The organism is Specibacter sp. NPDC057265, from assembly GCF_042668835.1.
In the GTDB taxonomy this organism is placed as follows: Bacteria; Actinomycetota; Actinomycetes; order Actinomycetales; family Micrococcaceae; genus Specibacter.
Genome location: NZ_JBHUYE010000011.1, coordinates 58,966 through 78,825, shown reverse-complemented (window position 1 = coordinate 78,825; position 19,860 = coordinate 58,966). Strand labels below are relative to the sequence as shown.

Below are 19,860 nucleotides of genomic sequence, written 5' to 3'. Positions count from 1 at the left end.
CTTACGCGGCCCGCATCACAGCTGTTCCCGTTGGGCTGCCACCGTTCGCGGTCACCTGAAGTTGCCAACCAGGCGTTGATTGCTGGGGACAATTTCCTTCCCCAGCGGCATGAGGGAAACAGGGATCATTTTCAAATTCGCGATGGCCAGGGGAATGCCAATGATGGTGATGGCCATGGCGACGGCTGTGGTGACGTGGCCAATGGCTATCCAAATCCCGGCAACCACAATCCAAATGACGTTTCCCACCGTGCTGGCCGCCCCCATGCCGCCGGGCTTGTCCACCACTGTGCGCCCAAAAGGCCATAGTGCGTACCCGGCAATGCGGAAGGAGGCAAGGCCCCAGGGGATGGTGATGATCAGAACGCAGCACAGCAGCCCGGCGGCAAAATAACCCAAAGCCAGCCAGAGACCGCCAAACACCAGCCAAATGAGATTTAAAATTGTCTTCATTGATTCATTGTGCACTGCCGGCCTGGCGCCATGATCGGGGATGCCCCTGCTCTTACCCTGAATGTCCAAAAACCACAGCTCCCACCGGCCCTGCGGTGTTACGCTGATGGGCAAGAGCACAGTTGTAAAAATAACCCTCCAACGGCTAAGGAAAACCGCCACTTCATGGATCCCGTCACCGGTCTATTGATTCTCGCGCTGATTATCATCGCCATTGTCATTGGCGTTGCCATTACTGTTGGCGTGCTGGTGTCCCGCGGTGTTTTAGGTCTTGTGAAGATTTCCAAACCCAAGATCGAGTCCGCCAAGCGCAATGCCTTGAAGGTCCGTGCCGAATCCAGCACCGGGCCGGTGGCAGCCATTTTGAAACAGCGTGTTGCCTTGTCCGAATCCCTGGAAGCCACACGTCGGTCCTTGACTGTCGCGCAGAGCACGGGGCAGTACACGGGCAATCTGGATTCGATTTTCGCCACCCTGGCGCAGGCCGGTGCCGTGGTGGAGCATCAGCTGCTGGTGGCCCAGCAGGAGCCGGATCCGGCAGTCCAGGCCCTCTACACCAAGACCCTTGGCGTGCAGGTGGATCAAATAACCCAGACCGCCGCCGGAATCCGCAATGCCCTGGCCAGCGCCGCCGCACCGGCTGGCACCGCGGACTTGAAGGATCTGACCCGCACCTTGGAAATTGAGGCTGCCATGTTGCAGAACTGGTCCAAAACGTACACCGAGCTCGGCGGCGAATAGAGCCCGGCATGGGATTTCTGGCCCGGCTCGGCAGCTTCTTCGGCGGCGGATCAGCGCGCAGGCGCACCGCCGCCACATCTTCCCGCGAGCAGCTTTCCCTTGGCGATGCCCGGCAAAAACAACAGGCCGCTGTGCAGAAAATGCGTCGGGGCGTGGCGGATGTTTCCGTCAGCCGGCAGCGTTTGGATGTGCAGGCGGCGGATTTGCAGCACGCCATGGCGGTCCTCGAAGCCCAGGCCCGGGCATCGAGGGAAAACGGGGACCAGATGGGTGCGCAGTCAGCGATGAACCGCCACTTGATCATGGGCGGTCAGCTGTCGGATCTGATCTCCCAGCGCGATGCCCTGGTGGAGCAGGAAACGATGCTCATTGATGCCTTGACCCAGCTTCAGGCCCGGGCAGCGGGCTTCAATGTCACGGTGGAAACCCTCACGGCCACCCACAAGGCGGCCCACGCCAATCAGGCCATCACGGCAGCCTTGGAGGAATTTGGCGACACCCACCGGCACCCCCGGTAGCTGGTGGCGGCCTTAGTGCTCCGTGACATCCCCCGAGACCATGTCAAAGGTGAAGCTGCGCTGCGCGCTGAAGGGCACTGCGCCCACATGGAGCGAGAACGTCAATGTCAATGACCCGGCGTCCACCTGGTGCCCGTTCACCGTGTAGCTGCTGCGGAAATTGCAGCTGACACCTGCAGGGACAGTGGTTTCCTCCAATGCTGCATCGTGTTTGGCAGTGGCGGCAGGCCCGGCTGGATCCTGCGCGGCGCACCGCACTGAAAGCTGTGCGGGTTCCGGACCAAAGTTCGTAACCCGGCCAGCGAAAGCCAACACGTCCCCTGCCTTGTATCCGGGCACGACCGCACCATAATTAAGGTCCTGGGACTCCCGGTTGGAGAGCACTTGCGGCGCCTGTGCAGAGTAGCCCTGCCCCACTTCCTTCCAGGCCGAGGGATCCCAATCACCATCGGTCTGGGTCAGCACAAAGCTCTCGCCCACGCTTTGCCACTGCGCCGGACGGCCCGGGGTGATGGAGCGCAGCACCACGTCCAGTGCCACCCCGTTCACCGTTACGGTGCCGCCGTCGTGCGTGAGGGAGGCGGCGGGGGAGGTCAGCAGTTCCGCCGGATCCACCGAGGTGAAGACGATTTCCTGATAGCCCTGCCGCTCGTACAGGACACCAATGCGTCCATCCGGCAGCCGGGCGGCGGTGGAGTACTGCGAACTCCCCGCGCACAGGACGACGGCGAAGGGCCACGTTGCGCCGTCATCCTGCGAGAGCTTCAGCAAGGTGTTGCGGCGCAGCGAGGAGTCATGGTTGTGGGTGGCAATGAGCCATTTGCCGGTGTCCGGGGCGGCCAGGGTGGTGACGTTGGGGAGGCCGTCAAAACGGGCCAGGGAGCCGTTGTCGCTGGGATCGGGCAGCTCAATGTGCGGCCGGGCGGGGGTGTAGCTGTGGCCGCCGTCGGTGGAGTGGGCAAAGAGGCGGTGCGGGGTGGCACGCGAATGCATCAGCAGTGTGCCGTCGGCCAGGCATGCCACCTTGTTTTCATTGGCGCCGGCAATGAATCCACCCAACGTCCAGGTTTCGCCATGATCGTCGCTGTAGGCGCTGGCGGCCTTGATGTCACCATGGTGCAGCACCACGAACTGCTGGACCAGTCGGCCCGTGAACGGCCCCGTGTGGATCTGGATGCCGGCGCCGGCAGCGGCGAAAAGGCCTGTAACGCCGTCGGCCTTGAGCATGGGGGTGAGGCGGCGGTGCTGCCACGTGAGCCCGTCATCGTCGGAAAAGCTCAGATCGGCGTGTTGGATGGCGTCAGTGTCATCCAGGCCCGTGGCGGCTTCGAAAAATCCCGCATGGGTGCCGGCGGCGTGAAAAAGGAAGATCCTGTGTGTCTGGGTGTCCACCAGCAGGCTGGGATCGCCGTAGCCGTCCAGTCCCGTGCCGGTGCGCACGCTCTGCTGCGGACCCCATGTTTGGCCGTTGTCGGTGCTGCGGCGGATGAGCAGGTCGATCGGGTTGGGCAGGTCATCCAGATTGGGCCGGCCGTCATAGGCGGCCAGGACGGTGCCGCGCGTGGTGACCGCAAGGGCGGGGATCCGGTACTGGCGGTGCCCGGCGACGCCCCGGCGGGCCAGAAGCTGTTCACAGGAGGTAGGACGTGGCAACATACGATTCAGTGTAGCTGCACGGCTAAATCCAGCCCTGCTGCCAGGCCTTCTCCGCAGCGTCATGCCGGGACACGGCATTGAGCTTGATCATGGCCGAGGAAAGGTAGTTGCGCACGGTTCCTGGGGCCAGATGCAGCTGGTCCGCGATTTGCGCCACGCTGGTGGTGCTTCGGCTGACCCGCAGCGCCGCCAGCTCCCGCTCCGTCAACGGCGAGCGTTCGGCAGTCAGCGCCGCCGCCGCAATATCCGGATCAATGTAACGCCTGCCAGCCACCACGTCGCGGATCACGTGGGCCAGCTCCTGGGCCGGGGTGGACTTGGGGACAAATCCCGAGACCTTCGCAGCCAGCGCCCTGCGCAGGACGCCCGGCCGTGCATGGCGGGTGACGATGATGACGCGCGTGTTGACGGTGGCCAGGATCCGTGCCGCTGCCTCCAGTCCGTCCGCCCGGGGCATCTCCAAATCCAGCAGGCAAATGTCCGGCTGCAGCTGTTGGGCCAGTTCCACGGCGGTTTCCCCGTTGTCGGCGCTGGCCACCACCTCAATGTCCGGTTCCAGGCCCAGAAGTGCCTCAAGGGCGCCGCGAATGAGGTGTTCGTCATCGGCGATGAGGAGCCTGATGGGGGAGGGGGTCATGGCTTGGCTCCTTCAGTGGGCACCCAGGCGCGCAGCTCAAAGGTGTTGGTGTGGATGGCCGTGGTCAGGGTGCCGCCCAGGCCTTCCAAACGTTCACGCAGACCCAGCAGTCCGGTGCCGTTGCCGGCGGCGGCGGTGGCGGCGACGCCGTCGTTGTTGATGTCCAAGGTGGTGCCGTCTGTGGTGGTGGCAAGGGCGATGGAAACCCGCTTGGCGTTGCTGTGCCGCAGGATGTTGGTGGTGGTCTCACGCACCGTCATGGCCAGGGCCCGGTGCGCCTCCGGAGTGGACGGCAAGCCATCCACCAGCAGTTCACATTCGGCGCCGGAGGCCGTGAGCACCTCGCGGGCGTTTTCCAACTCGTTGGCAAGGGCAACATCACGGTAGCCGGATACGAGGCTGCGCGTTTCCTCCAGGGCCTCCTTGGCAATGAGCCGGGTCTGGTGGATGTTCTCCCGCGCGGCCTGCGGGTCACGGGACAGCAGGCGCTCGGCAAGTTCGGACTTCAGGGCAATGACCTGCAGGTGGTGGCCCTGGATGTCGTGCAGATCAGCGGCAAAGCGCAGCCTTTCCTGTGCCACGGCAAGCTCCCCGGCAATGAGCCGGTGCTTGTCCAGCTCCACCACCACGCGCCACCACCACAGGCCGGAAATGACCATGATGGGCGTCAGCGCTGAATAGAACAACAGCAGGACGTACGACTGATGCTGGGGGACGGTGTTGAGGGTGAACAGCTGGACCTGCACGCAAAAGGGAATCAGCGCCACTGCCAACCCGGCAGCCAAAAGCCACCATTTTTGCCACCGCGGCAGCAGGCAGGCGGCCAGGGAGATGGCCAGCCACAACGGCACGGCCCGCCACAGCGGAATGTCCGCTGAGACAAAATCACAGGCCCACACCACGGCCGCCGGCAACAGCAACGCCGCAGTCCAGGCCGGCCGCGGCAATCCGCCGCCCAGCCCCGCCCGCAGGAACCAGCAATAGCGAATCTGGGCGCCCACGGACACCAGCAGGGCCAGCAGCACCACCCAGGAGACGGCGTCGTCCGCTTCCTCAATGGCATTCAACGCCAAACCCAACAACATGACGTCCAGAACCAGCAGAACAAACACAATGGAACCCAGGGTGTAGGTCCAGGTGGTCTTGACGCCGTGGCCGGGAGGGGAGCCGGGGTAGGGGATCTCGGGGGCTGCGGGCATGACGCCCAGTCTAAAGCAATGACATTTGTCATGGATATTCAGTGGAAAACGCCTGTGCAAGAGGTGACGGCATGGCACTGGGCTGGGCCTCGCGGGGCCGGAAGAATTGCAGCATTGGAACAGTCCACCACCAGAAAGTAGTCATGATGATCGAGTCGCTGCAGTCCTTCACCGCCTCCCTGCCGCCCATGTTTCAGTGGATGGGCGTGCTGGTCATTGCCGCCATCCCTTTTGTGGAGTCCTACTTTGGTGCAGCAGTTGGCGTGGTGAGCGGCTTGAATCCGACGGTTGCCATTGTGGCTGCAGTGGTGGGCAACATCATCTCCATGTTGATCTTTGTGCTGACCGCCCATGGTGTGCGCCGCAAGGTTGCCGCCGGGAAGGCGCCGAAGGAAATGACCCCGCGCCGTGCCAAGCTGCGCGCGGCGTTCGATAAATATGGCATTGCGGGCGTCAGCCTGGCCGGTCAGACCATCCTGCCGAGCCAGATCACCTCGGCGGCCATGATCTCCTTCGGTGCGTCCAAGAATGCCGTCATCCTGTGGCAAGTCATTTCCATCATCATCTGGGGCACTGCCTTTGGGGTGCTGGCCACCTTGGGCGCATCCCTGCTTGGCTAGGCCACGGTGATGCCCAGGTGCCCGGCCAAAACGGGCGCCAGCAGCCCCAGCTGGTAGTCGTCAATGATCACTCCGGAAAGCGAGCCCACACCATTGAGCGTGCGGAAGTCGGTGCTGCGCAGGTCCAGGTCCTTCAAGGTTGCCTGCTGGACGTCCAGGGTGCCAATGCGGCAATTCCTGAGCGCCATCCGGTTGACCCTGGCCCCGCCGAGGTCAAGTTCCCCAATGATGGCGTTGCTGATCTGCAGGTCGCTGATCTTCGCTGCGCGCAGGTTCAGGAAGTCAATCTTTCCGCCATCGATCCGCACCGACTGCCAGGAACTGTCGTAGAGTTCGGCCGAACCCCAGCGCGGTGAATTCACTTCAGTGTCCCGCCAGCTGGTGCGGGCTCCTTTGAGCACCGGGGCGAAGCTGTCACTGAGGATGGATCCGCGGAAGCGCACTCCACGCAGCTCCGTCCCGTGGAGTATGGGGGCGTCCAGTTGGCAGTCCAGGAAATCAGTGGAACCAAGATCCAGGCCCTCGAAGCTGGTGCGGTTGAAATGTTGGCCGTCGTAGCTGTCCCCGGGACCAAAAAACACGTCGTCGTTCTCCACCAGCTCGTGGAGGTCAAGCTGGGTGAGCCGAGGCGCGGGGGAGGTGTGCTTTGGGGCCATGACTTTAGGATATCGGGCGGCATTGCTTGGCCGCCCCACCTGCCGCGCATCTGCCCTCCTTTCGCGCATGTCCGGACATGCGCGAAAGGAGGGTAGATGCGCGGCGGCCCTTGACGGGGCAGATGCGCGGCGGCCCTTCAGGGAGCTAGTGGGTGGTGATGGCCATTTCGTTGGGAACGGAGTCCATCTTTTTGGAGGCCAGGATCTTGCCCGTGGTGAGATCCGCCGAATGCACGGTGTTGGCGGCCGGCTCACTCACATAGGCAATGTCACCGTTGACGGCAATGCTCGGGTGGGCATCCTGCCACTCCGTGGGGCCTTCCCAGGCCTTGATCACGGGAAATTCATTGACGATCTTGCCGTTTTGCGGGTCCAGGACGTGAATGGATCCATTCGTGGAGAGAATGTAGGCCAAATCTCCGGGACCACGGGCCACGTCCCGGAAGGTGTAGTTGATGGTGTCCGGTAGTTCGACCACGTTGTAGCTGCGCTTTTCCGTATCGATCAGGGCCACGGAATTCAGCAGATAGCCTTCCGCGTCGGGGTCGTTTTTGTAGTCGCCCACCACGATCGGGCTGCTTTCAGAGACAAAGGCATTGCCCATCCGGCCGTACTTGTCCGGGGCCGTGAACTTCTGAAACTCACCGTCATGGTAGAGCAGGGCCCCATCCTCGCAGCCAAAGACCACTGCTTCGTCCATGGCGGGGCCTTCGCCGTGGATCCCGGGGCATTCCCTGCTTTCGGTGATGGAGTGCCAGTGGTCATCATGGGGTTCCAGGGCCACGGCACCGGGGCGTGAGGTTTTGTCGCCCAAAGTGGTCACCAGGGTCCCGTCCGCCAAGACAATTGACACGCCGTGGTGGGGGGATTCAGCCGTGTAGCTGCTTGTCTCGGGCAGGACATCCTTGATGTTGGCCAGGTCCTGCGTTTTCATGATGATGGTGGTCCCGGTGCCGTCGTCGTAGAGCACGGTGTTGCCGGCGTGCCGGACCACATGCCCGGCTGCCGTCGCATCAACCGTCAGATCGGTGAGTTTGGGAGCTGCCGTATCCAACAGTTGGAAGCCGGACGTGGTGGTGACAAAGACATGCCGGCCGTCCCCGGCGGCGTTGAGCCTGGTGAACTCCTCGGAGTCAAAGGTCTCAATGACCTCCAGGGTGGTGCCGTCCAGGACGCTGATGCTGCCCGGGGAAGACACCGCGAGGCGTCCCTGGGTGCTGGTGGAACTGGCCGAAGCGCCGGGAGTTCCGGCGGAAGAACCGGCCGTGGCGGAGCCATCGGCGCAGGCAGTGGCCAAAAGGACAAAGCCGGCAAGTGCTGCGGTGACTCCCAGGCGGGGATTTCTTTGACGGAGCATGTGGTGATTCCTCATTTTCTGTTGTGTGAAGGTCATGGGGATGTGAGGCCCGCAGTGATTCGTTGGGTATTGACGCCCATCATCTCCAGGTAGCTTGCAGCCTCGCCCTCAGGCCCGGTCAGTGATTCCGTGAAGAGTTCAGTGACCTGGACCTTGACGCCGGCTTCGCTGGCGAGGACTTTGACCAAGCGGTCTGGTTGGGATGATTCGGCAAAAATGGTGGGCACCCCGGCGCTGTTGATCGCGTCACTGAGCTGGCGCAAATCGGCGGCGCTGGGGGCTGCGAGCGTGGTGCCGCCGGGAATGACGGCTCCGATGACTTGAAAGTCGAAGCGTTTGGCGAGGTAGCCAAAGACGTGGTGGTTGGTGACCAGGGCGCGGCGTTCGGCAGGGATGGACGCGAAGGTGGTGGCCATGCGGGCATCAAGGTCCTGAAGCCGGGCCCGGTAGTCGGAGGCGCTGGTGGCCAGCTTTTGGGCGTCGATTCCGGTGATTCCGCGGGCGGCGGCCTCGATGGCGTTGACTACCTCGAGCATGGCGGCCGGGTCGGTCCAAAAGTGTGGATCCGGGGTTCCCTGTGCCTCCCCTGAGGCGTACGGAACCACCTCGACCACGTCTCCTGCGGCCAACATGGGCGTCCCGGCCCCGGCAGCCCTGTCGAGATGCTGCTGCAGGCCTTCCTCCAGGCCCAGGCCATTGGACACCAACAAGTCCGCGGTGCCCATCAAGGCCGCCTGCTGGGCGGAAATTTCAAAGGAATGCGGGTCGGCGCCGGGCTGCATGAGGGTGGTTACGGTGGCCTGGTCCCCGAGGACCTGCTGTGTGACGTCCCCCAAAATGTTCGTGGTCACCACTATCTGCGGCCCCTGCGACGGTTCCGGGGCTGTGCAGCCGGAAATCAACACTGCAAGCACCACGGCGATGCCGGCCAGGCGCCTCATCGCCCGGTCTCCGCGAAGTGCAGGGGTCCGGTGGGCAGTGTGAGGGTGCGGGCAATACGGGCACCGTCGGCGTAGGCAATTTCGAAGACCACTCCTTCGGCCGGTGCATTGACGTAGGCACGCCCGCCGTCAACCGTGAGCGTGACCTTGCCGGCCAATTCCGGGCTGGCCACGGTTGCCGGCATCAGCGCCTGGGTCGAGGAGAGCAGTTCCTTGCTCTCTGCCGCGTATACCTGGACGGTGCCGTCGGTGGCCACGACGACGACGTGCCCGTCGGCGTCGTCCACGGCGGCCGCGGCGAGCACGGGGGTTGAGGTGGGGAGCCAGTCCCATTGCCGTTGGCGGGTGTCCAGCAGCCACACGCCACGGTCCTGGCCCAGGCCGGCAACTGTGGGGCGGCCCTTGCGTGCGTTGAAAGTGGTTGCCGGTGCCGCGGCCCCTTCCGGGTAGGGCACGTGCTCCAGTGCCGGTGAGGCTCCCTCGCCGGTGGCGATCACGGCACCGTCGGCGCAGCCAATGACCAGACCCACCCGGGTGGCAATGGTTCCCGCCGCGGCCGCACACGGCGCCGTCGCCACTTCCCTGCCGCCGGCGTCCACGGCACGCAGGCGTGCAGCCGTGCCGTTTGCGTCCGCTTCAGTCACGACGGCGCCGTCCCCCAGCGGGGCCATGATGCCGGCGTGCGGTTGCACGTCCAGGCGCAGGCTTTCGGAAATGGTTCCGTCGGACAATGCCGAATTGTCAACCAACACCGCGGCGCCGGAGGACGGGAAGAACATGCCGGTGGTTCCGGCCGTGGAGAGCAGCCCCGTGGCGACCGTGGCAACACCTGCACCGGAAACCATGCCAACTGTGGTGGGCTCCGACCGGTAGTAGTGGAAGTGGTCCACGTGGTCCCAGGTCCACACTCCGCTGTCGATGACCTCAACACCAGTGTTGCCGGCGGCGAAAACATAGCGGCCGTCACTGCTGATGCGGGCCGGTGGCGCCACGGGCTCCAGCAAGGTTTCCGTGCCGTCCAACAAATCCAGCATGGAGCTCTTGCCCGCGCCGTCGACGGCCACCAGATGAAGCTGTGGTTCAGCAACCTCCGCGACTCCGGCAATGGAGCCGTGGCCTGCCATTGCAGACTCAGGGGCGGCGGATCCGGGCGGATCCTGCCCGGCGGTTGCGCTGCCGCAGCCCGCAATTGCAAGTGCAAGCAAGGCGGCCGGTGCCGCCTGGGAAAATCGGATATTCATTGCTGCTTTCCTGACAGTAGGACAGATAGTGGACGGGGTGCAGTCTCTTGGGAAATGCCGCTGGAGCGCCGCCGCCATGTGGCGAGGCTTGCTGTTGCGTTCGAGATGGCCGCGATGGCAATGGCGGAGGCCGCAATGGAAGCCCCTGCGGCCGTGCCCGCATACCAGGAGCAGAGCAGGCCCATGCCCACGGACAGGACACCAAATCCGGACGCACCGACCATGCGCACAGGAATGCTTGATGCCCACGGGGTGGCTGCCACGGCCGGCGCCAGCAACAACCCCACGACCAACAGCGAACCCACTGCCTGGTAGGAGGAGACCACGGCCAAGGTCACCAATGCCACGAGGGCGAGCTGCGCCACGTGGGGGCGCAGGCCCAGGGTTGCGGCAATGCGCGCATCAAAGGCGGCGGCGACGAAGCTGCGGTGCAGCAGGGTGGCCACTGCGACCGTCACGATGGCGGCAAGCAGAAGTCCCAGCAAAATGCCTTCGTTGATGGCGAGAATGTCACCAAAAAGCATGGCCGTCGCGTCTGTGGCGAAGGACCGCGAATGCGACACAATGATGACGCCCAGGGACAACATTGCCACGAAAAGAAGGCCAATGCTCGTGTCATAGGACAGACGGCCGCGCCGTTGCAGGGCACCAATGAGGGCGCTCATGGCAATGGCGCTCAACGCGCCGCCCACCACTGCTGGAGCACCCATGATTGTTGCCAGAGCGACTCCCGGGAGCATGCCGTGGCCAATCGCCTCCCCCAGAAAGGCCATCCCCCGAATGACCACCCAAGTCCCGATGACTCCGCAAATGACTGCCACCAACGCGCCCCCCAGCAGGGCGCGCAGGAAGAAGTCAGTGGTGAAGGGTTCGGTGAGCCAGTGCATTCCGCCAGCGTAGATGATAATGAGAATGATTATCAAATTGGGTTAGAATGGGGCATGACTTATTTTCATGATGCCCTCCGAGCCCGCCAGTTGTCCTACGGTTTTGGCAGTCATTCGGTGCTTCATGGAGTTGATGTGGACCTGCCCTGGGGCACCGTGACAGCCATCGCCGGACCCAATGGCGCCGGAAAATCGACCCTCCTTGAAATCTTGGCGGGGGTGCGCCACTCCCAGGCCGGTTCCATTGAGCGGGCCGATCACGTGGCACTGGTGGTGCAGCGGGTAAGCGTTCCGGATGCGCTTCCCTTGACGGTTCGGGAGGTGGTGGCGATGGGCACCTGGGGTTCGGCGTTGCGTCGGTTCGCCAGGGCGGACGCTGTTGAGCGCAAGAGACGGATTACCGAGGCCTTGGACCGGGTCCAGTTGGCCCAGCTGGCGGCGTCGCCCTTCACTTCCCTGTCAGGAGGGCAGCGCCAACGGGTGCTGCTGGCCCAAGGCATTGCCAGTCAAGCCCGCATTTTCCTCCTCGACGAACCGGCAGCAGGGCTTGATGCCGAGAGTCAAGACCGCACGCGCGCCATCCTTGCCCAGGAAGCCGCCGGGGGTGCAGCCGTTGCGTGCGTCAGCCACGATCAAAAGTCCATTGCAGCGGCCGATCACATCATCACTTTGCAGGACGGCCGGCGGATTTAGACCGGCCACGGCCGCCGCGTACGTCCCCGCTTTTCGCGCATGTCCGGACGTATGCGAAAAGCGGGGAGATGCGCGGCGGAATGGCGCGAAAAGCGGTGACGTATGCGAAAAGCGGGGAAATGCGCGGCGGACGCGGGATCAGGTGCGGACGGGCGCGAAGCGCTACGCTGCCAGCCACATGCCGGCGGACAGGCCAAGAGCTGCCGCCGCCACCGCCGCCGCCAGCATCCCCAGCGCGTTCGCGGCGGACGCCAACGGCCGGCCATCCAGGAGCAACCGCAGTGTTTCGTAGCTGGCGGTGCTGAAAGTTGTATACCCGCCCAGAAAACCTGTCCCCAGCACCAGGGCCCACGGTTCGGCGACGGTGCCGCCCAAGGCAAGTCCGGTGATCACCCCCAGCGCAAGGGAGCCGCTGACGTTGATGACCTGGGTGCCCACGGGAAGATCCGTTTTGGCCGTGGCCTTGATCAGCGCATCCAACATGAACCGCGCGGTGGCCCCTGCGCCGCCGGCAACGGCAATAACAAGAAACAGCAGGGCGTTCATGGAGTGGTCCGGCGGGAACGAAGGCCCCGGATGCGGGCAGCCAGGGCAATGCCGAGGAAGGAGGCGGCGGCGCCGAACACCACGGTGGATGCCGGGTAAACCAGCCCCGTGGCCCACCTGCCATCCGTAAGCAGCAGCGCGGTATCCGTGGCCATGGCGCTGTAGGTGGTGAATCCGCCCAATAATCCAGTGCCCAACAACAGCCGCGCCGTGCGCCCGGACTGTGGCCCCACCTGTTCCAGCCACGCCAGCAGCAGTCCCAGAAGGAACGCCCCGGCCACGTTAATGGCCCAAATGACTGCCGGAAAGGTGGCCCCGCTGGTCAGCGCCAGGCTTAGCCCCTCCCTCGCGGCTGTGCCGGCGCTGCCACCGAGAAAGACCAGCCCCAGCTGCCGGGGGCTCATGGGCGCTGTCCGGGGTCTGCAGCTTCCGGCTCAAGTCCGTCCAGTTCCGCAGTTAGGTTGGCACGGGCCTGGGCCGCCCACTGTTGTTGCCCCCGGGGGGTGCGAAACAGGGGGTCCAAGTCCAACAGCTGCCGGACGACGGCGGCCCTGCCCCGTCTGAAGTCGGCCTCCGCCACGTGGGCGTACTCCCTTCGGACATCCGCCACATAGCGGCTGTAGTTGGTGGGGGAGCTGCCCAGGATGGCCAAATCGGCGTCGCAGAGGAGCTGGCCGGCCAGATCCTCCGGAGCGGGGGAGTGCGTGGCTGTCAGGCGGACCAGCCGTGCAACCTCGGCAAGCTGGCCGCGGCCCAGGACGCCGCCAAGAAGCTGCTGCACCAGCATGGCGGAGTCCTCCTCATCATGGGGGGAGCCGTTGTACACGGCATCGTGGAACCACGCGGCCAAGGCCACTTCACGCGGCACGGCACGCTCCGTCAACAGCTCCAAGGCCTCCAGCACAGCCAATAAATGCCGTGGATCATGGTAGCGCCGGTGGGGTTCGTTCCAGCGGGCAAGGAGCCCACGGCCCAAGCCGGGGCTGCCGGGCAGGAGCGCATCCCACCGCATCTGCAGGACCGTCAGCACAGACTTGACCCGGTACTTGGCCTTGATCCGCAGGCCCGAACCCGCCAGGGTGCGGGCCAGCTCCTTTCCCGAAATGGGCACGGCCCCAGCCGCCAGCAGGCTCTGGTAGCGGCGCTTGGGGACATCGTAATGGTCCAAATCAAAGGCGCGCTCCGCGATCCCCTGGGCGGCGGCGAAGGCGTGGAGTTCGGCGAGGGACGCGTCGGAAATGAGGTGTGAGAACAGTGTCCCGTGGGCCGGCCAGTACGGCGGATCAATAAAGATCATGGTCCTAGCCTAAGCCCCCGGCGGCAAGGATATTGAGGCCGCAAAGAGCGGGAATAACTGGGCCAAACAGCAAGTTGAGCGTAGTAGACTCAAGTTAAGGATGGTGCATCCCGGCACCTTCCGGCCCACGAAAGGACCTCTCTTGGACACCAAATTCACCACAAAGAGCCAGGAGGCTCTTTCCGCCGCCGCCATGAACGCCTCCACGGCAGGCAATCCCACGGTTGAACCTGCCCACCTGCTCAAGGCGCTCATGGACCAGCGCCAAGGCGTGGCCGTGGCCCTTTTGAAGGCTGCCGGGGTGGACCCGGACGTTGTCAGCGTTGGCGCCAGCACCGCCATCCGCAGTCTCCCGTCGTCATCAGGTTCCTCCGTGGCCCAGGCGCAACTGAGCCGCAACACCCTCATGGTGGTGCAGTCCGCCCAGCAGCTGGCCGAGCGCATGGGCGACAGTTACGTCTCCACGGAGCATTTGCTGCTGGGCCTGGCGGACGACGCCGGTGCCACAGGAAACGCCCTGCGCAGCGCGGGTGCCACCGGGGCCGCGCTTCAAGCAGCCCTGCCCACCGTGCGCGGTGACGGCAAAGTCACCACCGCCGACCCCGAAAACACCTTCCAGGCGCTGGAAAAGTTTGGCGTGGACATGACGGCAGTGGCGCGCTCGGGCAAACTGGACCCGGTCATTGGCCGGGACAGCGAGATCCGGCGCGTCATCCAGGTATTGAGCCGGCGCACCAAAAACAACCCCGTGCTCATCGGTGACCCCGGCGTGGGCAAGACAGCCGTGGTGGAAGGCCTGGCCCAACGCATGGTGGCCGGGGACGTGCCCGAATCGCTGCGCGGCAAGACGCTCATCAGCCTGGATTTGGCCTCCATGGTGGCCGGGGCCAAGTACCGCGGCGAATTCGAGGAGCGGCTCAAGGCCGTGCTGGAGGAAATCAAGGCCTCGGACGGACAAATTGTCACCTTCATTGATGAGATCCACACCGTGGTCGGTGCCGGCGCCTCCGAAGGCTCCATGGACGCCGGCAACATGCTCAAGCCCATGCTGGCCCGCGGCGAGCTGCGGCTCATTGGTGCCACCACGCTGGATGAGTACCGCGAAAACATTGAGAAGGACCCAGCCTTGGAACGCCGCTTTCAGCAGGTGTTTGTGGGTGAACCCAGCGTCAGTGACACCATTGGCATTTTGCGTGGCCTGAAGGAACGCTACGAAGCGCACCACAAGGTGGCCATTGCCGACTCGGCGCTCGTGGCTGCCGCGACGCTCTCCAACCGTTACATCAGCGGCCGCCAACTGCCGGACAAGGCCATTGACCTCATGGACGAGGCCGCCTCGCGCCTGCGGATGGAAATTGACTCCGCGCCGGAGGAAATCGACCAGCTGCGCCGTTCCGTGGACCGTTTGACCATGGAGGAACTGGCACTGTCCGGGGAAACGGATCCGGCGTCGGTGGAGCGCCTGGAAGCCCTGCGCGCGGACATGGCTGATAAAAAAGAGGAGCTTTCCGCCCTCAATTCCCAATGGGAGGCTGAAAAGGCCGGCCTGAACCGGGTGGGGGACCTGAAGGCCAAACTCGATGAGCTGCGTTCAGTGGCGGACAAGGCCCAGCGCGACGGTGACCTGGAGCTGGCTTCGCGGATGTTGTACGGCGAAATTCCGGCACTGCAGCGTGAGCTTGAGGCCGCAGCCGCCGAAGAGCAATCCGTTGACAGGCCCGAACTCATGGTGGCCGAGGAAGTCACGGCCGATGACATTGCCGAGGTGATCTCGGCATGGACAGGCATTCCGGCCGGGCGCATGCTGCAGGGCGAAAGCCAAAAGCTGCTGCAGATGGAACAGGTGCTGGGCTCCCGGCTCATTGGCCAGGCCTCCGCCGTCACGGCAGTGTCCGACGCCGTTCGCCGCGCCCGGGCGGGCATCAGCGATCCGGACCGGCCCACCGGTTCCTTCCTCTTCCTGGGCCCCACGGGCGTGGGCAAGACGGAGCTGGCCAAGGCGCTCGCGGACTTCCTGTTCGATGATGAACGCGCCATGATCCGCATTGACATGTCCGAGTACTCCGAGAAGCACTCGGTCTCCCGGCTGGTCGGTGCCCCTCCCGGATATGTCGGTTACGACGAGGGCGGGCAGCTGACGGAGGCGGTGCGCCGCCGGCCCTATTCAGTGGTGCTGCTCGATGAAGTGGAGAAGGCCCACCCGGAAGTCTTTGACATCCTGCTGCAGGTGTTCGACGACGGCCGGCTCACCGACGGGCAGGGCCGCACTGTGGACTTCCGCAACGTCATCATTGTGCTGACGTCCAACCTGGGCTCACAGTTCCTGGTGGATCCCAATCTTGCGCAGGAGGACAAGCACCAGGCGGTGATGAACATTGTGGAGGCCTCCTTCAAACCCGAGTTCCTGAACCGGCTGGATGAGATTGTCATGTTTGATGCGTTGAGCGTTGAGGAGCTTTCCCGCATTGTGGACCTCCAGGTGCAGGCGTTGTCCGTACGGCTGCACGAGCGGCGCCTGACGCTGGAGGTGACCGAGTCGGCCAAGGCATGGTTGGCGTTGACGGGCTATGACCCGGCCTACGGCGCGCGGCCGCTGCGGCGTCTGGTCCAGCGCCAAATCGGCGACCGGCTGGCCAAGGAAATTCTTGCCGGTTCCATCACCGACGGCGACACCGTGCTGGTGGACACCGCCGCCGACTTCAACGAACTCGATGAATCAACCGCCGCGGGTGCCGGCCTGAGCGTCCGGCGCAAGTAAAACCACGGCAGGAACACAGAAAAGGTGCAGCCCAGACATGGGCTGCACCTTTTGTTGCCTGTCTGGCTGTTACTTGGTCAGGGATTCCTGCAATTGGTTCCCCTCACGGGTGTCATGGACCAGGCAATCGACGCGGCGGTCGTCGCTGTCCGCCCAGGTGCTCTCGGAAGGGTAGGCGGTGGTCTGCTTCAGGGAGGTCATGCTGGAAGCGGCAGTGGTGAGTTCCACGCCGTCGCACACTTCCGCGGCCTTGGCCTTGAGGGCATCGACGCCGGGAAACTCCTCCTTGTCGCCGTAATAGAACGTTCCCACCAATTGCGCGTTGTGGGGGCCGCTGCACAGCACCACATCGGCGGGGGAGGAGGCATTCGTGAAGTTACGCAGGCAATCCTCTTCCAGCCATTCCAAGGGAGAGAGATCAGTCAAGATGACCTTGTCGTCAGAGCCCGCAGTGGCCTCGGCAGTGGGCTGGCCTGTGTCGGCACTGGACTGTGAGCTGGCTGCAACAGGTGCCGGCCCAGCTGCATCCTTGGCCAAGTTGCCTAAAATGAAATTCAGCAGCATCCAAATAAAGAGCGCTATCAATCCCAGCCCCAGCACCGCGACGCCCAGGATGATGAACAACTTCTTCTTGCCGTTGCCCGGTGTTCCACTGCCGCCGGGACCCTGCGGGTAGCCGGGGCCCTGCGGGTAGCCGGGGCCCTGGGCGTTGCCGGGGTAGCCGAGACCCTGGGCGTTGCCGGGAAGTGGTGGAACACCGGAGCCTTGCCGGCTTTGTGGGTTGCCTGGTGTGGGCGGAACGCCGGTGCTGCCGGAGTTGTGGGCGGTGGGCGCGCCGCCGGGGTGCACTGATGCTCCCGACGCGGCATGCGGTTGCTGGCCGGAAGATTCACCCGCAGCTGCCAGGGCTGCGGCGTCTGCCCTGCCCCGTTCCATTTGTGCGGGGGATTGCCAGCCCCCGGCCTTGGGCTGCCACGGTGTCTGCGACTGCTGCCAGGGTGTTTCCGGACGGCGCCAGCCATGGCCGTCGTCAACGCTGTGTCCACCCAGGGGCGCCGCCGTGGGGGGCGGGGGAACATCATGGCCCGTCGTGGCGCCTGGGCCGGCGTCGGCGGCAACCTCCGGCGCGTCCGGAATGACAGCCGTTTCGGCGTCGGCGGGCGTGGCATCTGCATCAGGCTGATTTGGCACCGAAGCGCCCTGGCGGGCTTCACCGGCCGGGAGTGTGGTGGGCCTGGCCGGCGCCGCTGGCGGCTCGGTGTGCAGGGGTCCGGGGTGTGCCCCGGCCTGCTCTGCCGCTGCCTGCTGAATCTCGGCAGCTGTGCCCTCCGCGGACCCGTCGGCGGCCTCATTCCCGGCCCCGCCGGCGGCCTCGGGAACCGGCTCAACAGCCGGCTCGGCCGCGGGGGCTTTACCGGTCTGGGCGGGCCAGGAATTGGTGGCTACGGGTTCCTTGGAAAAATCAGTGCGCATCACGGTGGCCGCGCCGTCCCAGTCAATATCCTCGGCGGTGGCGGACCCGGAAGGTGAAGACACGCTTTGCGCAGCAAGCTCGGCCTCATGCGCCACCTGGGCGGCTTCAGCCTCGGCCGCCTCCAAGTCAGCCGACTGGGCCACGTCTTCGCTGATCTCCGCGGCACCGAGCTGCGGCTCGGCAAAGACATAATCCTCCCCGGAGCCTCCCTGCTCGACGCCGGCGCCCTTGGCGGCAGCAGGGTCCGATTCCTGGGCAGGTCCTGTTGTGTGGCCCTGATCGTTGGCGTTGCTGCTCTCGTTCATGGGTCTACCTTCCGTACTGCGCCGCAGTTTTCCGCGCAAAATCGTGCTTTTGGTGGTGGCCTGGTACGGCTCAAGAAGTGCCCCGCCGTACGGATTTGCCACCTGTGTCTGGAACAAGTGCCTTATCTTACAAGTGACTCTACCGAATAAGAGGCTCTCTTCAGCTCAAAAACACTGTTCCACCGTGGGCAGAACAGCCCATGGTGGAACACAGCCCGGGCAGAACTAATGTAATCTAGGGTTACGACAAACTGACCGAATATTCCGGAGCCTCGCTCTAGCCCGAGCGACCACCTCCGGTCCAAGTGTAAAAAGGGGGTCACGCCATGGGGCGCGGCCGTCAAAAGGCAAAGGCAACCAAGCAGGCTCGGGACATTAAGTACTACTCCCCGAACACTGACTATTCAGCACTGCAAAAAGAACTCGGTGGAAGCACTCGGCGAGCCCCGAGCCACTACAGTGAGATCCCGGCAGAGCCGGATTATTCGGCATATGAAGACAAGTATGCGGATCAGTTTGACGACGACGACGATGTGAACTCCCGCCGTATTGGGTAGAACCATCTGTCGGAAGTAGACGCAACAAACCCTGCACGGGACTCGAGGCCTCACTTGAAGACACGTGCGGTGATTTTGTTGTCCCCGGAAGCAAAAACACCGCCGTTCCTGCATGTCTCCCCAGCCGGGGAGCCGCATTGCAGGATCGGCGGTGCTTTTGTGGGGAAATCAGATTGCGTAGTTGCCCACCAGGCGGACGGCGCCGCCGTCCACACCCTTGGCGCCCTGGGTGTAATCGCTGCCACTCTTGTCCGAGTCGCCGGCTTCAGTGGTGACGGTGCCCATGACCCAGGACGGCAGCCCCCGCGAGTTCAGGCGGGCCAGGGCGTCGTCGGCCGCGTCCGCGGAAACCACGGCAACCATGCCCACGCCCAGGTTCAAGGTGCGTTCCAAATCCGCAAGGGGCACATTGCCCAGCTCGGACACCAGGTTGAAAATGGCCGGCAGGCTCCAGGTGGAACGGTCAACCGTGCCAATGAGGCCTTGGGGCAGCACCCGGGCCAGGTTGGCAGCCAAACCGCCGCCGGTGATGTGGCTGAAGCCATGCACTGCCTTGTCCTGCGTGACAGGCAGGTAACGGGTCAAATCCAGGCAGTCGGCGGCATAGACGCGGGTGGGCTCGAGCAACTCTTCGCCCAGGGTGCGTCCCAGTTCTGAAACCTGCCGGTCCAGCGCCCAGCCTGCGTGGTTGATGACGCGGCGGACCAGCGAATAACCGTTGGAATGCAGGCCCGAGGACGCCATGCCGATGATGACGTCCCCGGCCCGCACGCGTTCCGGACCCAACAACAGCTCGGCCTCGACCACACCCGTGCAGGCACCTGCGACGTCGTACTCATCCGGCGCCAGCAGCCCCGGGTGCTCAGCGGTCTCCCCGCCCACCAGGGCCGTCCCGGCCACTTGGCAGGCGCTGGCAATGCCGCGGACAATGTCAGCCACGCGCTGGGGAACAACCTTGCCGGTGGCAATGTAATCGGTCATGAACAAGGGCTCGGCCCCAACCACCACAATGTCATCGACCACCATGCCCACCAGGTCATAACCAATGGTGTCGTGGATGTCCATGGCCTGGGCAATGGCCACCTTGGTCCCCACGCCGTCGGTGGACGTTGCCAGGTACGGTTTTTTGTACGTCAGCAACTTGGAAACGTCATAGAGGCCGGCGAACCCGCCAAAACCACCCACAACATTGGCGCCATGCGTGGCCTTGACGGCTTCCTTCATTAGATCAACTGCTAGATCGCCCGCTTCGGTATCAACCCCGGCGCTGGCATAGGTGATGCCCTGGAGGGCAGGCTCATGGGAGGCGTTGGACATGGCGTCT

Annotated in this window: 20 protein-coding genes; 6 read left to right on the top strand and 14 right to left on the bottom strand. The window is 64.3% G+C overall.

The genetic code is table 11. The features are described from left to right. Nucleotides 1–51: 51 nt before the first annotated feature. Nucleotides 52–453: a YccF domain-containing protein gene (locus tag ACFUCV_RS09895; protein ID WP_380815098.1), complete on the bottom strand. Its 402-nt coding sequence runs from the start codon at nucleotides 451–453 to the stop codon at nucleotides 52–54. 165 nt (nucleotides 454–618) lie between these two features. Here ACFUCV_RS09895 and ACFUCV_RS09890 point away from each other — a divergent pair, with 165 nt between their 5' ends. Together ACFUCV_RS09890 and ACFUCV_RS09885 are read left to right on the top strand one after the other, a co-directional pair. Further along, nucleotides 619–1,194: a hypothetical protein gene (locus ACFUCV_RS09890; protein WP_380815096.1), complete on the top strand. Its 576-nt coding sequence runs from the start codon at nucleotides 619–621 to the stop codon at nucleotides 1,192–1,194. An 8-nt stretch (nucleotides 1,195–1,202) separates the two neighbouring features. Next, nucleotides 1,203–1,712: a PspA/IM30 family protein gene (locus ACFUCV_RS09885; RefSeq protein WP_380815094.1), complete on the top strand. Its 510-nt coding sequence runs from the start codon at nucleotides 1,203–1,205 to the stop codon at nucleotides 1,710–1,712. A gap of 12 nt (nucleotides 1,713–1,724) precedes the next feature. Here the strand turns inward: ACFUCV_RS09885 and ACFUCV_RS09880 are convergent, their stop codons facing one another. The 3 genes from ACFUCV_RS09880 to ACFUCV_RS09870 are packed head-to-tail and all read right to left on the bottom strand — an operon-like array spanning nucleotide 1,725 to nucleotide 5,204. Continuing rightward, nucleotides 1,725–3,368, bottom strand: a complete 1,644-nt coding sequence (locus tag ACFUCV_RS09880) for an exo-alpha-sialidase (RefSeq protein ID WP_380815092.1) — start codon at nucleotides 3,366–3,368, stop codon at nucleotides 1,725–1,727. A 22-nt stretch (nucleotides 3,369–3,390) separates the two neighbouring features. Next, the gene (locus tag ACFUCV_RS09875; RefSeq protein ID WP_380815090.1) at nucleotides 3,391–4,005 is read right to left on the bottom strand and encodes a DNA-binding response regulator; all 615 of its coding nucleotides are present in this window, start codon (nucleotides 4,003–4,005) and stop codon (nucleotides 3,391–3,393) included. Further along, nucleotides 4,002–5,204 carry a sensor histidine kinase gene (locus ACFUCV_RS09870; RefSeq protein WP_380815088.1) on the bottom strand — a complete coding sequence of 401 codons (1,203 nt, stop codon included), beginning with the start codon at nucleotides 5,202–5,204 and terminating at the stop codon, nucleotides 4,002–4,004. Before ACFUCV_RS09870 ends, ACFUCV_RS09875 begins: the two co-directional genes overlap by 4 nt. A 146-nt stretch (nucleotides 5,205–5,350) precedes the next feature. Between ACFUCV_RS09870 and ACFUCV_RS09865 the strand changes: the two genes are divergently transcribed. After that, complete coding sequence (locus ACFUCV_RS09865) at nucleotides 5,351–5,824, top strand: hypothetical protein (RefSeq protein WP_380815161.1); 474 nt, start codon at nucleotides 5,351–5,353, stop codon at nucleotides 5,822–5,824. Here the strand turns inward: ACFUCV_RS09865 and ACFUCV_RS09860 are convergent. The 5 genes from ACFUCV_RS09860 to aztB all read right to left on the bottom strand — a co-directional run bounded on the left by ACFUCV_RS09860 (nucleotide 5,821) and on the right by aztB (nucleotide 10,906). After that, on the bottom strand, nucleotides 5,821–6,480 hold the full coding sequence (locus ACFUCV_RS09860) for a pentapeptide repeat-containing protein (RefSeq protein WP_380815086.1): 660 nt from the start codon (nucleotides 6,478–6,480) through the stop codon (nucleotides 5,821–5,823). The two genes, ACFUCV_RS09865 and ACFUCV_RS09860, sit on opposite strands and share 4 nt — an antisense overlap. Nucleotides 6,481–6,625: 145 nt before the next feature. Beyond that, nucleotides 6,626–7,837, bottom strand: a complete 1,212-nt coding sequence (gene aztD / locus ACFUCV_RS09855; protein WP_380815083.1) for a zinc metallochaperone AztD — start codon at nucleotides 7,835–7,837, stop codon at nucleotides 6,626–6,628. A 32-nt stretch (nucleotides 7,838–7,869) separates the two neighbouring features. Next, the gene (aztC, locus tag ACFUCV_RS09850; protein WP_380815079.1) at nucleotides 7,870–8,778 is read right to left on the bottom strand and encodes a zinc ABC transporter substrate-binding protein AztC; all 909 of its coding nucleotides are present in this window, start codon (nucleotides 8,776–8,778) and stop codon (nucleotides 7,870–7,872) included. Continuing rightward, complete coding sequence (locus tag ACFUCV_RS09845; RefSeq protein WP_380815075.1) at nucleotides 8,775–10,019, bottom strand: ABC transporter; 1,245 nt, start codon at nucleotides 10,017–10,019, stop codon at nucleotides 8,775–8,777. The genes aztC and ACFUCV_RS09845 overlap by 4 nt, the downstream gene beginning before the upstream one ends. Beyond that, a complete protein-coding gene (gene aztB, locus ACFUCV_RS09840) occupies nucleotides 10,016–10,906 on the bottom strand; it encodes a zinc ABC transporter permease AztB (protein WP_380815073.1) in 891 nt (296 codons plus the stop codon). Before aztB ends, ACFUCV_RS09845 begins: the two co-directional genes overlap by 4 nt. Nucleotides 10,907–10,960: 54 nt before the next feature. Between aztB and aztA the strand changes: the two genes are divergently transcribed. Next, on the top strand, nucleotides 10,961–11,599 hold the full coding sequence (gene aztA, locus ACFUCV_RS09835; protein ID WP_380815071.1) for a zinc ABC transporter ATP-binding protein AztA: 639 nt from the start codon (nucleotides 10,961–10,963) through the stop codon (nucleotides 11,597–11,599). 162 nt (nucleotides 11,600–11,761) lie between these two features. Here aztA and crcB read toward each other — a convergent pair whose 3' ends face one another. The 3 genes from crcB to ACFUCV_RS09820 are packed head-to-tail and all read right to left on the bottom strand — an operon-like array spanning nucleotide 11,762 to nucleotide 13,442. Next, a complete protein-coding gene (gene crcB / locus ACFUCV_RS09830) occupies nucleotides 11,762–12,145 on the bottom strand; it encodes a fluoride efflux transporter CrcB (RefSeq protein WP_380815069.1) in 384 nt (127 codons plus the stop codon). After that, complete coding sequence (locus tag ACFUCV_RS09825) at nucleotides 12,142–12,549, bottom strand: CrcB family protein (protein ID WP_380815067.1); 408 nt, start codon at nucleotides 12,547–12,549, stop codon at nucleotides 12,142–12,144. The genes crcB and ACFUCV_RS09825 overlap by 4 nt, the downstream gene beginning before the upstream one ends. After that, nucleotides 12,546–13,442 (bottom strand): DUF4031 domain-containing protein, encoded by an 897-nt coding sequence (locus ACFUCV_RS09820; protein ID WP_380815065.1) that lies wholly within the window; start codon nucleotides 13,440–13,442, stop codon nucleotides 12,546–12,548. The genes ACFUCV_RS09825 and ACFUCV_RS09820 overlap by 4 nt, the downstream gene beginning before the upstream one ends. 142 nt (nucleotides 13,443–13,584) lie before the next feature. Here ACFUCV_RS09820 and clpB point away from each other — a divergent pair, with 142 nt between their 5' ends. Then, nucleotides 13,585–16,200 carry an ATP-dependent chaperone ClpB gene (gene clpB, locus ACFUCV_RS09815; RefSeq protein ID WP_380815063.1) on the top strand — a complete coding sequence of 872 codons (2,616 nt, stop codon included), beginning with the start codon at nucleotides 13,585–13,587 and terminating at the stop codon, nucleotides 16,198–16,200. Nucleotides 16,201–16,269: 69 nt separating this feature from the next. On the opposite strand, the gene ACFUCV_RS09810 is transcribed toward clpB, so the two are convergent. Next, nucleotides 16,270–17,979 (bottom strand): hypothetical protein, encoded by a 1,710-nt coding sequence (locus ACFUCV_RS09810; protein ID WP_380815061.1) that lies wholly within the window; start codon nucleotides 17,977–17,979, stop codon nucleotides 16,270–16,272. 326 nt (nucleotides 17,980–18,305) lie between these two features. Between ACFUCV_RS09810 and ACFUCV_RS09805 the strand changes: the two genes are divergently transcribed. Continuing rightward, entirely contained in the window at nucleotides 18,306–18,536 is a 231-nt protein-coding gene (locus ACFUCV_RS09805) for a DUF3073 domain-containing protein (RefSeq protein ID WP_380815059.1), read from the top strand. Between the two features lie 168 nt (nucleotides 18,537–18,704). Here the strand turns inward: ACFUCV_RS09805 and purM are convergent, their stop codons facing one another. Next, on the bottom strand, nucleotides 18,705–19,853 hold the full coding sequence (purM, locus tag ACFUCV_RS09800; RefSeq protein WP_380815057.1) for a phosphoribosylformylglycinamidine cyclo-ligase: 1,149 nt from the start codon (nucleotides 19,851–19,853) through the stop codon (nucleotides 18,705–18,707). Nucleotides 19,854–19,860 lie beyond the last annotated feature (7 nt).

Excerpts from the sequence above, each read along its gene's own strand:
- crcB (WP_380815069.1), bottom strand. The coding sequence starts at position 12,145 with ATGAACGCCCTGCTGTTTCTTGTTATTGCCGTTGCCGGCGGCGCAGGG.
- ACFUCV_RS09805 (WP_380815059.1), top strand. The coding sequence starts at position 18,306 with ATGGGGCGCGGCCGTCAAAAGGCAAAGGCAACCAAGCAGGCTCGGGAC.
- aztA (WP_380815071.1), top strand. The coding sequence starts at position 10,961 with ATGACTTATTTTCATGATGCCCTCCGAGCCCGCCAGTTGTCCTACGGT.
- ACFUCV_RS09860 (WP_380815086.1), bottom strand. The coding sequence starts at position 6,480 with ATGGCCCCAAAGCACACCTCCCCCGCGCCTCGGCTCACCCAGCTTGAC.
- aztC (WP_380815079.1), bottom strand. The coding sequence starts at position 8,778 with ATGAGGCGCCTGGCCGGCATCGCCGTGGTGCTTGCAGTGTTGATTTCC.
- ACFUCV_RS09885 (WP_380815094.1), top strand. The coding sequence starts at position 1,203 with ATGGGATTTCTGGCCCGGCTCGGCAGCTTCTTCGGCGGCGGATCAGCG.
- aztD (WP_380815083.1), bottom strand. The coding sequence starts at position 7,837 with ATGCTCCGTCAAAGAAATCCCCGCCTGGGAGTCACCGCAGCACTTGCC.
- ACFUCV_RS09865 (WP_380815161.1), top strand. The coding sequence starts at position 5,351 with ATGATCGAGTCGCTGCAGTCCTTCACCGCCTCCCTGCCGCCCATGTTT.
- ACFUCV_RS09890 (WP_380815096.1), top strand. The coding sequence starts at position 619 with ATGGATCCCGTCACCGGTCTATTGATTCTCGCGCTGATTATCATCGCC.
- ACFUCV_RS09895 (WP_380815098.1), bottom strand. The coding sequence starts at position 453 with ATGAAGACAATTTTAAATCTCATTTGGCTGGTGTTTGGCGGTCTCTGG.
- ACFUCV_RS09880 (WP_380815092.1), bottom strand. The coding sequence starts at position 3,368 with ATGTTGCCACGTCCTACCTCCTGTGAACAGCTTCTGGCCCGCCGGGGC.
- purM (WP_380815057.1), bottom strand. The coding sequence starts at position 19,853 with ATGTCCAACGCCTCCCATGAGCCTGCCCTCCAGGGCATCACCTATGCC.
- ACFUCV_RS09820 (WP_380815065.1), bottom strand. The coding sequence starts at position 13,442 with ATGATCTTTATTGATCCGCCGTACTGGCCGGCCCACGGGACACTGTTC.
- ACFUCV_RS09870 (WP_380815088.1), bottom strand. The coding sequence starts at position 5,204 with ATGCCCGCAGCCCCCGAGATCCCCTACCCCGGCTCCCCTCCCGGCCAC.
- ACFUCV_RS09810 (WP_380815061.1), bottom strand. The coding sequence starts at position 17,979 with ATGAACGAGAGCAGCAACGCCAACGATCAGGGCCACACAACAGGACCT.
- ACFUCV_RS09825 (WP_380815067.1), bottom strand. The coding sequence starts at position 12,549 with ATGAGCCCCCGGCAGCTGGGGCTGGTCTTTCTCGGTGGCAGCGCCGGC.
- ACFUCV_RS09875 (WP_380815090.1), bottom strand. The coding sequence starts at position 4,005 with ATGACCCCCTCCCCCATCAGGCTCCTCATCGCCGATGACGAACACCTC.
- ACFUCV_RS09845 (WP_380815075.1), bottom strand. The coding sequence starts at position 10,019 with ATGAATATCCGATTTTCCCAGGCGGCACCGGCCGCCTTGCTTGCACTT.
- aztB (WP_380815073.1), bottom strand. The coding sequence starts at position 10,906 with ATGCACTGGCTCACCGAACCCTTCACCACTGACTTCTTCCTGCGCGCC.